The following is a 15,008-nucleotide window of genomic DNA, read 5'->3' as shown; positions in this document are numbered from 1 at the left end:
CGATAATACAAATGTAAAGGAGAGATATAAATGAATAATTATGAAAAAACACAAGAAAACTTGAATCTTATTTGTTTAGAATGCGAGTCTTATGAAACAAAAGATTGCGTTAAGTCAAAGTGTAATATAGGCTTTTCTATAAATGCCATAAAAGCCTCAAATCCAAATACAATTCAAATAATCAACGATGGTGAAAAACTAATACCTAAAACTGATATGAAATTATATAATAAAGATCTTATTGCTAAAGGCATTGCAAGCGTATGTAAGATATGCATGGAATGTAATAAAGGTCATGATGATAACTGTACTATATCCTTAGCTAGAAAGTCACTAGAACGTACCTATTTAAGTGTTGACGTTGTTTATCCAGGAAGTGTATTAATGTACTTATTTAATGTAGCCAAACAAGATGAAGACCTTTCTAATAAAATAAAATTTGAATATGATTCCATGGATACTGAATCTAAGCAAGAAGTTATTATGGACAAATCTTCAATATCAAAAATGAATCCAATTTCAGTTGATTTAAAAGAAAATGAAACTTATTTTTGGTGTACTTGTGGTAAAAGTTCATCTTCACCTTTTTGCAATGGTGCACATGTAGGAACAAATTTTATCCCTTTAGCTTTTACTGCTAAAAAAACTCAAAAAACACATTTATGCGCTTGTAATCATACTAAAAATCCACCATTTTGCGATGGCTCTCATTTAAAACTAGTTTAAAATAAATTAAGGGGTTGTTTCAACAGCCCCGAATTTAAATTAATCCCCCTACTACTGTTAACCCTGTACCAAAACTTAAATAAGTTTATATCATATTTTAACATATTCTAGGTAACATATTCCCTTCTAAAGGTGGTAGTATTCTTTTACCACCAAAATAATTCTCTATATAAATAGTATTTTCCTGTTCTTTAACGAATTCTCCTATGATTTTAGCATCCTTGCCTTCATGTATTGATTTAATTAAACTTAGAACCTTTTCAGCCTGACTTTCTTCCACAACTAATACCATTCGTCCCTCACAAGCCATATATAGTGGATCAAATCCTAAAAGTTCATTTATAGCACTAACCTCATTATTAATAGGAATATCACTCTCATTTAAATGTATTCCAAGGCCACAAGTACCGGAAAACTCATGTAATACAGTTGCTAGGCCTCCTCTAGTTGGATCTCTCATTATTTTTATTGAATCATAATTATCTTTGAGTATTTCTGTAAAAGGAAATAATGATGTACAATCACTTTTAATATTACTTTTTACCTTAATGTTATATCTTTCTACTGCAATTGTGGTTCCATGATCTCCTATGTTCCCTGTTACTATAATTTTATCTCCTTCTTTAATTGACTTTTGATAATAATTATCTGATACTCTTCCTATTCCACTTGTATTAATAAATACTCCATCTAATTCACCCTTTTCTACTACCTTAGTATCACCAGTTATTATATTTACTCTTGATTCTAAGCAAGTTTGTGACATTGATTTAACTATTTTCTTAAGATTTTCTAGTTCAAAACCTTCCTCTATAATAAAACTTGCACTTAAGTAAAGTGGCTTAGCTCCTGATACTATTAAATCATTAATTGTTCCACAAACTGCAAGCTTTCCTATATCTCCTCCTTGAAAGAATATTGGCTTTACTACAAAAGAATCTGTAGTAAAAGCTAATTTACCACTTACCCCTTCAAACACCGTTGCATCTTGTGCTTTTGTTAACAACTCATTATTAAAATATTTATAAAATATATCCTGAATTAATTTCTTAGTATGTTCTCCCCCATCACCATGAGTAAGCTTTATTACTTCCTTCATTTATTCATCTCCTATTATATTTGTAAAAAATAGAACATGCCCCTTCAGAAGAAACCATGCAAGGTCCAATTGCATTTTCTGGAGTACAACTTGCTCCAAAAAACTTACAATCACTTGGTTTTTTCTTTCCTAATATAATCTCATTACATGCACATTTATTAGTATTTTTTTTATTTAAATTTACTTGAAATCTTCCTGCTGCATCATAATCATTATAATTTTCATTTACCATAAAGCCTGAAGCCTTAATATCTCCAATGCCTCTCCATTCATTATCACAATTTATAAATACATCATTTAATAAGTTATTTACCTTCAAGTTTTCTTCTAAGGTAACACAACCTTTATATAAGTTCTTAAAGCTTTTCTTATTCTTTCCTTGCTCTTGAATTAAAAAATATAAGGCTCCAATAATATCAAGTTCATTAAATCCCGTTACTACTGCTGGAATATTATACTCTTCTACAATAAACTTAAAATAATTTGCTCCTGTTATTGTCGCTACATGCCCAGGACAGATAAATCCCTGTATATTTAAATTATCATCCTTTAGTATATGATTTAATATAGGCTCCATTTTCTTTATGCCTATTAAAAAGCTAATATTCTTAATCTTTTTTTCCTTAGCTGTTTTTATAGTTAAAGCAATTATTGGTGCTGTAGTTTCAAATCCAACAGCTAAAAAAACTATTTCCTTATCTTTATTTTCTTCTGCAAGGTTTATTGAATCTAAAGGTGAATATAGAATTCTAATATCTTTTCCCTTACTTCTTTCATCAATTAAACTTGTCTTATTTCCTTTAACCTTCATCATATCTCCAAAGGTTGCTAAAATCACATTACTTTCTTTAGCAATTTCTATAGCCGCATCAATATATCCTTCAGAAGTAACGCACACAGGACATCCAGGTCCAGATATTAAGTTTATTTTTGATTCTACCAAATTTCTAATTCCAAACTTAGATATAGATTGGGTATGAGTTCCACAAACTTCCATAACATTAAACTTATTTATTGAAGAGCTATTAATTTCTTCTAAAAACTTTTTTATTAAATCTCTTTTATTCATAGTTACCCTCTACTTCTGAAAGTAACTCTAGCATTTCAGTTAATTCTTCAAAATACTCTATATCAATTTTTTTAATAGCACATCCTGCATGTATTAGAACATAATCTCCCACCTTTGGTTCTTCAATTATTTGAATATTTATCTCACTTTCTAGCCCCATAATACTTACCCTTGCTGTATCCTTGCTCAATTCTATGATTTCACCTGGTATTGCTAAACACATATTATTACATTCCTTTCAGTATTTAAATTACAATTAATTTTCACTTAATATCTCACTAGCTATATTAAGTTGTCCAAAAGATAATCCTCCATCATTTGTTGGAATTTCTTTATTGTAAAAAACCTGAAATCCTTTTTTAGTTAAATTCTTATTTAATAGCTTTAATAAATACTCATTTTCAAAGACTCCTCCACTAAGAACAACCTTCCTTATACCTTCCTTTTTCCCTAAAATACAAACTAAATCACAAGTTGAATATACTAATGAATTGTGAAACTTCGCTGATATCTTAGATATAGGTTCCTTTTGCTTTATATCGATTAATATGCCTTCTATAATCTTTTTGTATTTTATTTGAAATACTCCATGAATTTCATTAATATCATACATATAACTTTCATTTATATTTTTATCAATTATATTTTCTAATTCTATGGCTCCTTGTCCATCATAAGTTATATAATTTCTAAGTCCAATAATTGATGCTACGGCATCAAACAATCTCCCAATACTAGAGGATAAAAAGCAGTTTACTTTTGATTGCAAAGCTTGTATTACTACTTCAATTTTTTCTTTTTCTATATTTTTAAGTATTTCTGCTGGATTATATCCTAAATAATATAAATAACTTACTGCACATCTCCAAGGCTCTTCTATTGCTTTATTGCCACCTTGAATATTTATATATTCTAAGTGACCAGCCCTTTTGAATTCCTTTCTATTACCAATAAAAAATTCCCCACCCCATATTGCTCCATCTAATCCAAAGCCAGTTCCATCAAAAATAACTCCAATTACATTTTCATAAATTGAGTTCTCTGCCATACAACTTACCATATGTGCATGATGATGCTGAACTTCTATTTTATTTATATTTTGCTCTTTTGCATATTTTGTACTTAAATATGATGGATGCATATCATGTACTAAAAGCTTTTTATTAATATCAAATAAATCAATAAAATGATTAATTACATATTTGAAATTATTATAGGAATTAAAATCCTCCAGGCTTCCTAAGTACTGACTTAAATAAATATAGCCATTTTTTGAGACACAAACTGAACTCTTTTGATCACCTCCAATGGCTATAATTTCATGTTTCTTATTACTTTTTGATATATAGGGAGAGTAGCCTCTCCCTCTTCTTATAACTTTCTCACTACTATCTATAACTTTAACTACTGAATCATCTTCTTCTATATAAATATCTCTATCATGAAACAAAAAATAATCTGCTACATCCTTTAAATTATTTAAAGCATCTTGATTTTTATATTCCATTGGCATATTACTTATATTTCCACTAGTCATAATTAAAAAATCTAAATCTTCCTCTAACAATAAGTAATGTAAGCCTGTATATGGAAGCATAACCCCTAAGGAATTTTGTTTTGGTGCTATAGCTTCTGGTAATAAAAATGGAAATTTCTTTTTTAAAATTACAATAGGTCTTTTATTACTTTTTAATACTATTTCTTCTTTAGAAGATACCTCACATATTTCCTTAACAAGATTAATATCTCTTACCATAACAGCCAAGGGCTTATGACTTCTACGTTTTTTCTTCCGAAGAATATTAATTGCTACTTCATTTTTTCCATTACAAACTAAATGAAATCCACCTATGCCTTTAATTGCTAATATCTTACCTTCCTTAAGAAGCCTTTTAGCCTCATCAATTGGATTTTCATATATATTTTTTTCTCCCTTATTATCTGTTAACCAAAGCTTCGGTCCACACTTCTCACAACAATTTGGTTCTGCATGAAATCTCCTGCTTAATGGGTTATTATATTCATCATTACATTCATTACACATAGTAAATTTTTTCATAGTAGTATAATGCCTATCATATGGAAGGCTCTTAATTATAGAATACCTTGGACCACAATCAGTACAGTTAGTAAAAGCATACTTATGTCTATTAGACTTATTTTCTTTCATGTCATTTAAGCAATTTTCACAAATTGAAATGTCAGGAGATACAAACTTTGGAAAGACTTTTTCATTAATACTTTCCTTAATTACAAAACTATTTGTATCTAAATTTCTTTTATAAATAGTATTATCTCTAATAAACTTACATTGAAACTTTTCAACTTTAGAAATAGGTGGCACATCATTTAAAATACCTAATATAAATCCTTTTAAATCACTTTTTATACCTTCACAATAAATTTCTACAGATCCTCCTAGATTCTTAACATATCCTGATATGTTATATTCCTTTGCTTTTCTATATACAAAGGGCCTAAAGCCTACCCCTTGTACAATTCCATCTATATTTATTAAGTAGTGAAGAACTTTTATTTCATTAGTTATTTTTTCTACTATTTTTAAAACCTTATTAGAAATTAATTTGAGATTCTTTTTCAATGTAGGACTTAACCCAATTCCAAAATCAATCTCTTCAACCTCAATTCCTAAAATTATTCCTTTAATATTAGGATAATAAAGATTTAATAAATCTAAAAAGCTATATATATGTTGAGAAGATTCAGCCTTATTAGAAGTAAATTTATCTATATCTTCAGTAGTTATTTCTCCTACACTTTTTCCATAATAGGCTGAATCTAAAATTATTATATAATCTTCTTCTTCTACACTTGATATGCAATTATGAAGATTTGTCTCTCCATAAATAACACTAACTCCTAGTTTTAAAAGCTCTTCCTCTATTTCTTCTGCAACTTTTATTCCTATAGCATCATCCTTCATAAGTATATTTCCAATTGCTATAAGTTTAAGACTCATATTAAAACCTCAATTGTTTTAATATCACCTTTACTTCCAATTAAGTGAGTGGCACAAGACACACAGGGATCATATGATCTTACAACCCTTCCTATTTCTATTGGTTCATTAATATTATTTATTTTACAGCCAATCAAGGCTCTTTCTATAGGTCCAGGATTGTTTAATTCATCCTTAGGAGAAAGATTCCATACTGTTGGAGTTATAATATTATAATGTTTAATTACCTGATTTTCTATTTCTATCCAATGTCCTAATGCTCCTCTTGTAGTATCTATAAGCCCTACTCCATAAGCTTTATCTGGGACTTGATAAACTTTTTGATTATTTGGTTTTATTTCTACTCTTTCTGCTAAATTTATCAATATATTTGATATCTTTTTCGTCTCTAAGACTCTTGCTATATTTCTATCCATGCATGAATGCTTTTTAGGATATTCTCCAGCAATAATTAATCTTGCAAGTGGCCCAACTTCCATAGGTAATCCATCATACCTAGGTGTCTTTACAAAAGTATAGGCATCTACCTTAGCTAAATCTACCTCTTCAATATTTTGTTCTTTCTTATACCAGGAATAACGAACCTGTTCGGTAATTTTATTGGGTTCTAATATATGTGTAATATTATCTATTATTATTCCAGGCTTTACATAAGTAATATCAGAATCTTTATATTTATCGAATACTCCAAAACTCATAAAATTAGGATATGATATACCCTTTTCAAAGTAATCTGGATAATATCTAGCTATGATCTCCACATCTTCTACCATCTCATTTGATACAAAATTATTAATTTTTCTTAAAATACTTTTAACTTTTTCTAATTTATATGAGTCTATATTTACTGTAACTCCTCCAACAAAAATTCCATGATTATGAGGTGCCTTGCCACCTAAAACTGCTAATCCTTCATGAGCTAATCTACTAAGTTCAATACTTTTAATATAATGTTCCTCTATTATATTACTTATTTTCTGAGGTAATCTAAAGTCATTATACTGACTGTTTCCCGCTAATTTAACACTTGAAATTCTTACATAACTCGGAATAGAGAGAAGATAAAAATGCCTTAGATGATTTTGAATAAATTCAAAACCATGCATAATATCTCTTATATAACTATCATTTAAAGAACCTTGTATATTTAAAGCATCTTCTAAAGCTAAAGTAGATGCCATGGAATGAGCTGCTGAACATATTCCACAAATTCTTTCTGTAAAATATATAGCATCTAAAGCTGGTCTTCCTTTTAACATTTCTTCAAACCCTCTGAAAAGTAACCCACTAGCATTTGCCTTTACAATTATATCTTTTTCTACTTCTGCCTTAACTTCTAAGAACCCACTAATTCTGGTAACTGGATCTATAGTAATTCTTTTTACCATAATGCCTCCTTAATACTTAACAAAAGGTTCATTACCATCTGGAAAAGTAACCTTCGCACAACCAATGCAATTAGTATTATCACCAATAGGCCAATTAACGTATCCATTCCATTTTCTTCTTGGACAATCTGTTTTTGTAACAGGTCCCTTGCATCCTAACTTGAACATACAACCTTCATCCCCAAACTTTTGCGCAAAAATATCTTGTTCAAAAAATCCTCTTCTTGTACAAGTATCATGAATTGTAAAGCTATAAAAAATAAGGGGTCGGCCCTCACTATCTAACTCTGGAATTCCATACCTGATTAAGTGAGCTAGAGTTCCAACTACCCAGTCAGGATGACACGGACATCCTGGCAACTTTATGACTTGACGATTCAAAACCTCTTGTACGCTTTTACTTTCTGAAGGATTTGGTTTTGCTGCTGAAATCCCACCATGACAAGCACATGTTCCTACAGCTACAACATACTTTGCTTTTGCACCTGCTAGTTCAACTGCTTCCAAAGCTGTAATAAGTTTCCCATTATAGTTTGCAACAATATTATAAAATCCCTTTTCTTTTGTTGATATTGCCCCATCTACCAATAATATAAATTCTGTATCGAGTGTTTCCAAAAAATTTTCAAAAGCTAAATTCCCTTCGTTGCCCATAAGTGTATTGTCAAATGTTATATTCACTATTTCAGTTAAAATATTATACAAATCTGGATTCTCACTATTTAATAGAGATATTATATTTCCAGAACATCCCGTAACCTCAAGCCACATAGCATTCATTAATCTAGCTTCTTTTCTTCTAACCATTTGTGAAACATCTTTTTGAAGTGTTCTTGCCATCTTTAATTTAGATTCCTTGGAAAAGCATTCTGTTTTATTATTCAACTTAATATTTCTCCCTTAAATTATTTAATATAACTTATGCAAAAATCCATTTAAGTATTAAATATATTTTCTAAATTAGTTATTATTTCTACATACTTAAATATAAATAAAGACTCCCTATGTAGTAGACTTTCTTATTATCTCTACTCCATAGGGAATCTTTTAACATTCCAGATTACTATTTTTTATATTTACACAATAACACTAACTTATTAGTGTCTTAACCTTAAAGGAATATTTCTTTTAAAGTTTTTTAACTTATTTATATCATGATTTTCTCTATAAGCTCCTAAAAGTATTAATATAATTGCTAATCCTACACAAAATCCATTTATGAACTCTGGTAATTGAAATAGTTGTTTAGATATGATCCAAAAAACATTAATTAATAACCCAAAACAAATATAATTATTTAATTTTCTCATAAACCTTCTCCATTCCTATCAAATTTTTTTTGAAATAACTTTATAGGCAATTATATATACAACTAGAAATAAACATATAATGAAAAACAAAACTTGAGTAATTACTGGATACCATAGTCCCCCAATTAAACCTACTAAATACATAGTTACTAACATAAATCCTAAGCCAACTTTTGAAACCTTTAAACTTATCTCTTTAATTCTTTCATCAGTATTACTAATGCGAACCTGTCTTAATTTCTCTTCATTATTTAAAATTGAAATGTTTTTTATTAAAAGTATTACACCTACTACTGTTAGCCCTGTTCCAAAGCCTGAGTAAGTTGATATCATACTTTCATCAATCTTCAAATTTAAATATCTATCTCCTAAAAGTGTTACAAATAATGTTATTCCCCCAAGAACTATTAGTCCTATAAATATTAATATCCTTCCTTTTATAACTCTCTTATATTCTTCATTAGTTTTACAGTTGCTACTACAAAACATACCTAACATAAATTTTCATCTCCCTCAAAAATAAATACATCTTCTATTTTCAGTCCAAAATATTGAGAAATCTTGTGAGCAAGTACTAATGATGCCTTATACTTTCCACTTTCTAAAGATATTATAGTTTGCCTAGTTACATCTAATGCATCTGCTAATTCATTTTGTGTTATCTTACGTTCTTTTCTTAATTCCTGTATCCTAGTCTTCAACTTTACACCTCCCCAATTGTAAAGTTACCTTTACAATTATAGTATAGTTCGCTTTACTTTTTGTGTCAAGTTTATTTTACATTTTTGTTGTATTTATAATAATAGAAAATATTAAAATCAATTAATCTAAATTATGGTAAAATATATAAATTGATTGACAGAAAAGTGGTATATTAAACGAATATTATATAGAGGAATAAATAAGGAGGAGATTGCTTTGGAGTCAAATGATTACTCTCTGATTCAAGGTATTAAAAACAAGGATAAAACCAGTCTCTGTACATTAATGGATAGCTACGGTAAATTAGTTGTTTATATTTCATCTAAGATACTAAATGCTCCCTATGAAAAAGAGTTTATTGATGAATGTTATAATGATGTATTTACTACTATTTGGTTTAACATTGATTGTTTCAATGAAGAAAAAGGATGCTTTAAGAACTGGTTAATATCTATTACTAAATACAAAGCCTTAGATATAAAACGTAAAAATTATAAAGTGAATAATTCAGTAGAATACATTCCAAATATCCTTCCAAATGAAGAAGATAACTTTGATAAACTTGAAAATACGGAAATGATTAATATACTTCTAGAAAATATTGATGAAAAAGATAGAGTTATATTAATTAAAAGATATTATGAAGGCTTTTCAATAAAAGAAATAGCTTTAGAATTAGAATGCACGGAAGATTATATTTACACAAGAATTTCAAGAGCTAGAAAAAAATTAAAAAAGATTGTAGGTGAATAGTATGGAAAATAAAGATTTATTAAGGCTTTTAAACTCAATAGACTACTCTAATGATGAAATTAAAGAATTAGAAAATATATCACTTGAAAAAGAAAATACCATTGGTGAAGATTTCTATAAAATAAAAAATGATAAAGTCTTAAAAAAGATTGCATTTTTAGAATTAGAGAATATAGTTATATCTAAATTATCTAAGGGTGAGAAAATTAAATATAAAATCATCGCTCTTCAAAGTTATTTTGAAAAGGATGTTCATAGAGTTTGGGCTGGAGCCTGGGGGGCTGAACCTATCATATACCTTGGAATATTCATTACTGATTATAGAATCTTTATATATAAAATGGGCCGCACTTATAATCTACTAGAAGAAGGATACTCAAATGAAATTGAAAATATAGAAAGTTTAATTGATATGTGGAATCAATGTGAAACAATAGGTATCAAGTTTAAAGACGGCAAAGAATTTTATCCAAGACCTTTTGGCAATAAAACCGAGCAACTATTTTTAGATGCAATTAAATATTTTAAAGATGAAAAATCCATTAAGATAATTGACCATAAGAAAAGGAAGTTATCTTCATTCGAAAAATTTCTTCTCTTCTTTATGTATCTATTACTTTTAATAATTCCACTTTCACTTATTTTTAAATAACTTATTTATTAGAAAAAGACTAATAAAAATAGCTGTGGTAAACAATCGAAAACGATAATTTATAATGTAAATATATTAAGGCAGAAACTTCCAAAGAGTTTCTGCCTTCATTCTTTCATTCTTTCATTTTTTAATTCTCACTGTGCGCCAGCACCTTAGTTATATGTTTTTTATATTTTCATATACTCTTCTATAACGAGAATAAGCTTCTTTATATGCTTCTACTGCTTCTGCATTTGGATAATAACATTCTTTTTCTTCTACTATTACTTTTACAGCATCTTCAAAAGAATCAAACCAATTTAAAGAAACTGATGCTATAATTGCAGCTCCAAGAGATGGGCCTTCTTCTATTTTTAAAGATATTACCTTCTTATTAAATACGTTAGCTTGAATTTGAAGCCAATCTTTAGATTTAGCTCCTCCACCTACTGAAATTATTTCTCTCTCACTATCATCTTCATAAATACTAAAGCAATCCTTTAATGAGAATGTTATACCTTCAATTACAGCTCTTGCAAAATGATTAAAATCATGGCTTTTATCTATTCCTATAAAAGTTCCTCTGATATTACTATCTGCATAAGGAGTTCTTTCTCCAACTATATAAGGAGCAAATAATAATCCATTAGAGCCTGCTTCAACATTTGATATTCCACTTAAAAGTTCATCAAAATCCTTATCCTTTGCAAAGGTATTTTTAAACCAGCTTAAGGAATCTCCAGCAGAAAGAGTTACCCCCATTGAGTAATAGCTATTTGGTAATACATTATTAAACATATGAAGCTTTCCACTATAATTTTTATACTCTTCTTCATATTTTAAATATACACCAGAAGTTCCTATACTTAATAAATCTCTATTTTTATTTATTATTCCTGATCCTAATGCTGAGCATGGATTATCAGATCCAGCTGGGAAAATCTTAACGCTTCCCTTAGCATTTAACTTTTTCATTAATTCTTCATTTAATTCTCCAACACATTCAGTTGAATCATATATGTTAGGATATTTTTCTAAATCTAAATCTAATAAATTTGCTATTTCTTCAGACCACTTTCTTTCTTTAATATCTAACATTTGTGTTCCAGCAGCATCAGAAATATCTATACATATATTACCTGTGTATTTTAATACTAGATAATCCTTAGGTAAACAGAACTTTTTAGTTTTTTCCCAGTTTTCTGGTTCATTTTCTTTTATCCATAATACCTTTGGTAATGTAAATCCTTCAAGACTCTTATTACCTGTAATTCCAATTACTTTTTCTCCAAAGTTATCCATTATATATTTACATTGCTTAGTAGTTCTTGTATCATTCCATAGAATACTTCTTCTTATAGGTTTATCCTCATTATCTAATAATACTAAGCTATGCATTTGGCCTGATATACTTATAGCTCTTAATCCATCCCCGCCTAAATCATTAGTTATTTTTTCTAAAACCTTAACTGAAGCATTATACCAATCTTCTGGCTCCTGTTCAGAATGTCCTTCCCTATTATTGTATATAGGATAAGACTCTGAATGTTTTAATATTACTTCACCAGCCTTGTTTAAAGCTATCCCTTTAATAGATCCTGTTCCTAAATCCAAACCTATAACATATTCCATAAAAATATCCTCCAATTATTTAATATAGGAGCTGTTAAACAGCTCCTAAATTTTAGTATATTAAATCATTTAATTTTGATTTTACGAATTCAATATGTGATGATTTATTCTTAACTTCTTTAACTGCTAATGCATGATTAGTTAAAGCTTCTAGATCTAATTCATTGTTTAATAATTGTTTACCTAATTCACTATCATAAGATGAATATCTTTCTTTCTTAACATTATCTAAGAATCCAGTTTCAATTATTCTAGCTGCTGCTTTCAATCCTCTTGCATAAGTGTCCATTCCTGCAATATGAGCTATTAATAAATCTTCTTGCTCAAATGAAGTTCTTCTAACCTTAGAATCAAAGTTTATTCCACCATCATGTAGTCCACCATTCTTTAATACTTCTAGCATTGCTAAAGTAGTATTATAAACGTTAGTTGGGAATTCATCTGTATCCCATCCTAATAACTCATCTCCTTGGTTAGCATCAATTGAACCTAAAGCATTGTAGTTTCTTGCTACATTTAATTCATGTTCAAAAGTATGACCAGCAAGAGTTGCATGGTTTGCTTCAATATTTAACTTAAAGTGTCCTAATAAGTCATATTTTTGAAGGAATGCTAAAGCTGTAGCTGAATCAAAATCATATTGATGAGTCATTGGTTCTTTTGGTTTTGGTTCAATTAAGAAAGTTAATTTATGATTAATCTTTTCGCAATAAGCTATTGCCATTTTATATAATCTTGCGATATTTTCTTCTTCAAATTTAATATCTGTGTTTAGTAAAGTTTCATAACCTTCTCTTCCACCCCAGAATACAAAGTTTTTACCGCCTAATTTTTTACTTATATCAATTCCCTTTTTAACTTGAGCTGCTGACATTGCATAAACATCTATATTAGGACTTGATGCAGCACCATTAACATATATAGGATTAGCATGTCTATCTGCTGTATTCCATAAAAGCTTAATACCAGTCTTGTCCATCTTTTCTTTCATGTAATCTGTTATCACATCTAAGTTATGGAAGAATTCTTCTAAACTATTTCCAAATGGAGCAACATCCATATCGTGGAAGCAGAAATATTCAACTCCTAATTTTTCTAACAACTCAAAATTTGCATCAACCTTATTTTTTGCTGTTTGCATTGGATCATCTGTTATCCAATTTCTTTGATTAGTTCCTTTTCCAAATGGATCTGAACCATCACTACAGAAAGTATGCCAATAAGCAACTGCAAATTTTAAATGTTCTTTCATTGGCTTTCCTAAAACTACTTCTTCTGGATTGTAATGACGAAATGCAAACATATTGTCTGTATTTGGTCCTTCATATTTTATTTTTTCTACATTATCAAAAAATCCCATATTCTCACCTCATTTAATTAGTTAGTTTTCCTATCTAACTTAATAATACACCCTTATTTTTAGTATGTCAATGTTTACATTGGCTATTTTTTCGTTTTTTTATCCAAATATAGCTTTTGAACTTTTTATATTGCTATGCTATATTATTTATAAACAATCGATAAGGATGGTACACAATGGAAAATAAATTTAACATTAGAAAGGATAACATAGTTGAGATATTAAATTTACTTTTTAATAATCCTAATATATCTAGAATAGATATTTCAAAGCTAATTAATCTTAATAAAGCTAGTGTTTCTGAAATTATTAGCTCATTAATAGAAAAAAATATAGTTTCTGAAATAGGTGTTGGAAATGGTAGCTCTAGCGGTGGAAGAAAACCTATTCTTCTTAAGATAAATGAGAAGGCCGGCTTAAGTTTAGGAATAGATTTAGGTATAGACTATGTTAGTTATTTACTTACTGACTTAAATAAAAATATTTTAGCTTATAATCACTTTGAAACATCAATTAACAAAGATAACGTCATTGATACTATAACTGATATAATTAAATCTTTAGAAAATTATACAGAAGAATATATTTATGGTCTAATAGGGGTTAGCCTTGCTATTCATGGTAGAGTATATAACGATTCTATTAAATTCACACCTTACTATGATTTAGATGAAATAAATATAAAAGAGGAATTATCTAAAATTATGCCAAATATCTCATTTCATTTAGAAAATGAGTCTAATTTAGCTGCAGTTGGAGAATTCGAAAATTCTAAGGAATCATTGAAAAATTCTATAGTAATAAATGTTCATTCAGGAATAGGTGCTGGAATTATTATTAATGAAAAACTATATACTGGATTTGAAGGTCGTGCAGGTGAGATAGGACATATGGTACTTATTCCAAATGGTAAAAAATGTCCTTGCGGTAATTATGGATGCTTTGAACAGTATTGTTCTATTCCAGCTTTACTAGAAGACTTTAATAAAAAATCAAGCCTCAAAATTAAGACAATAAAAGAACTTTGTAAGCTATATAATTCTAATGATATTGAGGCTATTGATATTATTTCAAATAACATAAAGTTAATGGCTACGGGCATAACTAATGTATTTAACTTATTCGCTCCAGATAATATATTTATACATAGTGAATTAATAGATTATATACCTGAATACCTAACCTTAATTAATAATGAAATAAATTCAATTTTTTCAAAGGATGTTACTCTTTTACCAAATAACTTAGATGGAAAATCTAATTTATTTGGAGGTATAACACGTTGTATTTATGATTTTATAAACGAATTTTCAAATATATTATAATAGGTGGAATTACACCACCCATTATAATAT

General features: G+C 28.6%; 15 protein-coding genes. 4 read left to right on the top strand and 11 right to left on the bottom strand.

What is annotated here, in order from left to right:
- The first annotated feature begins 30 nt into the window (after nt 1-30).
- On the top strand, nt 31-726 hold the full coding sequence (locus QK892_RS05225; RefSeq protein WP_317272480.1) for a CDGSH iron-sulfur domain-containing protein: 696 nt from the start codon (nt 31-33) through the stop codon (nt 724-726).
- Nucleotides 727-823: 97 nt separating this feature from the next.
- On the opposite strand, the gene hypE is transcribed toward QK892_RS05225, so the two are convergent.
- The 9 genes from hypE to QK892_RS05180 all read right to left on the bottom strand — a co-directional run bounded on the left by hypE (nt 824) and on the right by QK892_RS05180 (nt 9,273).
- On the bottom strand, nt 824-1,825 hold the full coding sequence (gene hypE, locus QK892_RS05220) for a hydrogenase expression/formation protein HypE (protein ID WP_317272479.1): 1,002 nt from the start codon (nt 1,823-1,825) through the stop codon (nt 824-826).
- Nucleotides 1,826-1,829: 4 nt separating this feature from the next.
- The gene (gene hypD / locus QK892_RS05215) at nt 1,830-2,894 is read right to left on the bottom strand and encodes a hydrogenase formation protein HypD (RefSeq protein ID WP_317272478.1); all 1,065 of its coding nucleotides are present in this window, start codon (nt 2,892-2,894) and stop codon (nt 1,830-1,832) included.
- Nucleotides 2,887-3,117, bottom strand: a complete 231-nt coding sequence (locus tag QK892_RS05210) for a HypC/HybG/HupF family hydrogenase formation chaperone (RefSeq protein ID WP_317272477.1) — start codon at nt 3,115-3,117, stop codon at nt 2,887-2,889. The genes hypD and QK892_RS05210 overlap by 8 nt, the downstream gene beginning before the upstream one ends.
- Before the next feature lie 33 nt (nt 3,118-3,150).
- The gene (gene hypF / locus QK892_RS05205; protein ID WP_317272476.1) at nt 3,151-5,874 is read right to left on the bottom strand and encodes a carbamoyltransferase HypF; all 2,724 of its coding nucleotides are present in this window, start codon (nt 5,872-5,874) and stop codon (nt 3,151-3,153) included.
- Entirely contained in the window at nt 5,871-7,262 is a 1,392-nt protein-coding gene (locus tag QK892_RS05200; RefSeq protein WP_317272475.1) for a nickel-dependent hydrogenase large subunit, read from the bottom strand. Before QK892_RS05200 ends, hypF begins: the two co-directional genes overlap by 4 nt.
- Nucleotides 7,263-7,271: 9 nt before the next feature.
- A complete protein-coding gene (locus QK892_RS05195) occupies nt 7,272-8,069 on the bottom strand; it encodes a hydrogenase small subunit (protein WP_449508592.1) in 798 nt (265 codons plus the stop codon).
- 290 nt (nt 8,070-8,359) lie between these two features.
- The gene (locus QK892_RS05190; protein WP_317272474.1) at nt 8,360-8,572 is read right to left on the bottom strand and encodes a hypothetical protein; all 213 of its coding nucleotides are present in this window, start codon (nt 8,570-8,572) and stop codon (nt 8,360-8,362) included.
- Nucleotides 8,573-8,590: 18 nt separating this feature from the next.
- The gene (locus QK892_RS05185) at nt 8,591-9,070 is read right to left on the bottom strand and encodes a hypothetical protein (RefSeq protein ID WP_317272473.1); all 480 of its coding nucleotides are present in this window, start codon (nt 9,068-9,070) and stop codon (nt 8,591-8,593) included.
- Entirely contained in the window at nt 9,064-9,273 is a 210-nt protein-coding gene (locus tag QK892_RS05180; RefSeq protein WP_317272472.1) for a helix-turn-helix transcriptional regulator, read from the bottom strand. The genes QK892_RS05185 and QK892_RS05180 overlap by 7 nt, the downstream gene beginning before the upstream one ends.
- Before the next feature lie 217 nt (nt 9,274-9,490).
- Between QK892_RS05180 and QK892_RS05175 the strand changes: the two genes are divergently transcribed.
- Both QK892_RS05175 and QK892_RS05170 read left to right on the top strand, forming a co-directional pair.
- Nucleotides 9,491-10,027 carry a sigma-70 family RNA polymerase sigma factor gene (locus tag QK892_RS05175; RefSeq protein ID WP_317272471.1) on the top strand — a complete coding sequence of 179 codons (537 nt, stop codon included), beginning with the start codon at nt 9,491-9,493 and terminating at the stop codon, nt 10,025-10,027.
- Nucleotide 10,028: 1 nt separating this feature from the next.
- On the top strand, nt 10,029-10,679 hold the full coding sequence (locus tag QK892_RS05170; protein ID WP_317272470.1) for a hypothetical protein: 651 nt from the start codon (nt 10,029-10,031) through the stop codon (nt 10,677-10,679).
- A gap of 159 nt (nt 10,680-10,838) precedes the next feature.
- Here QK892_RS05170 and xylB read toward each other — a convergent pair whose 3' ends face one another.
- Together xylB and xylA are read right to left on the bottom strand one after the other, a co-directional pair.
- On the bottom strand, nt 10,839-12,293 hold the full coding sequence (xylB, locus tag QK892_RS05165; protein WP_317272469.1) for a xylulokinase: 1,455 nt from the start codon (nt 12,291-12,293) through the stop codon (nt 10,839-10,841).
- Nucleotides 12,294-12,345: 52 nt separating this feature from the next.
- Nucleotides 12,346-13,653, bottom strand: coding sequence for a xylose isomerase (gene xylA, locus QK892_RS05160; protein WP_317272468.1), 1,308 nt, complete (start codon nt 13,651-13,653; stop codon nt 12,346-12,348).
- 176 nt (nt 13,654-13,829) lie between these two features.
- On the opposite strand from xylA, the gene QK892_RS05155 reads away from it, so the two are divergent.
- Nucleotides 13,830-14,978, top strand: coding sequence for an ROK family transcriptional regulator (locus QK892_RS05155; protein ID WP_317272467.1), 1,149 nt, complete (start codon nt 13,830-13,832; stop codon nt 14,976-14,978).
- Nucleotides 14,979-15,008 lie beyond the last annotated feature (30 nt).

The organism is Clostridium lamae (assembly GCF_033043255.1).
Lineage (GTDB): Bacteria > Bacillota > Clostridia > Clostridiales > Clostridiaceae > Clostridium > Clostridium lamae.
This window is presented reverse-complemented; position numbering and strand designations above follow the sequence as displayed.

Excerpts from the sequence above, each read along its gene's own strand:
- QK892_RS05190 (WP_317272474.1), bottom strand. The coding sequence starts at position 8,572 with ATGAGAAAATTAAATAATTATATTTGTTTTGGGTTATTAATTAATGTT.
- QK892_RS05195 (WP_449508592.1), bottom strand. The coding sequence starts at position 8,069 with ATGGTTAGAAGAAAAGAAGCTAGATTAATGAATGCTATGTGGCTTGAG.
- hypE (WP_317272479.1), bottom strand. The coding sequence starts at position 1,825 with ATGAAGGAAGTAATAAAGCTTACTCATGGTGATGGGGGAGAACATACT.
- xylA (WP_317272468.1), bottom strand. The coding sequence starts at position 13,653 with ATGGGATTTTTTGATAATGTAGAAAAAATAAAATATGAAGGACCAAAT.
- QK892_RS05210 (WP_317272477.1), bottom strand. The coding sequence starts at position 3,117 with ATGTGTTTAGCAATACCAGGTGAAATCATAGAATTGAGCAAGGATACA.
- hypF (WP_317272476.1), bottom strand. The coding sequence starts at position 5,874 with ATGAGTCTTAAACTTATAGCAATTGGAAATATACTTATGAAGGATGAT.
- xylB (WP_317272469.1), bottom strand. The coding sequence starts at position 12,293 with ATGGAATATGTTATAGGTTTGGATTTAGGAACAGGATCTATTAAAGGG.
- QK892_RS05185 (WP_317272473.1), bottom strand. The coding sequence starts at position 9,070 with ATGTTAGGTATGTTTTGTAGTAGCAACTGTAAAACTAATGAAGAATAT.
- QK892_RS05225 (WP_317272480.1), top strand. The coding sequence starts at position 31 with ATGAATAATTATGAAAAAACACAAGAAAACTTGAATCTTATTTGTTTA.
- QK892_RS05200 (WP_317272475.1), bottom strand. The coding sequence starts at position 7,262 with ATGGTAAAAAGAATTACTATAGATCCAGTTACCAGAATTAGTGGGTTC.
- hypD (WP_317272478.1), bottom strand. The coding sequence starts at position 2,894 with ATGAATAAAAGAGATTTAATAAAAAAGTTTTTAGAAGAAATTAATAGC.
- QK892_RS05155 (WP_317272467.1), top strand. The coding sequence starts at position 13,830 with ATGGAAAATAAATTTAACATTAGAAAGGATAACATAGTTGAGATATTA.
- QK892_RS05170 (WP_317272470.1), top strand. The coding sequence starts at position 10,029 with ATGGAAAATAAAGATTTATTAAGGCTTTTAAACTCAATAGACTACTCT.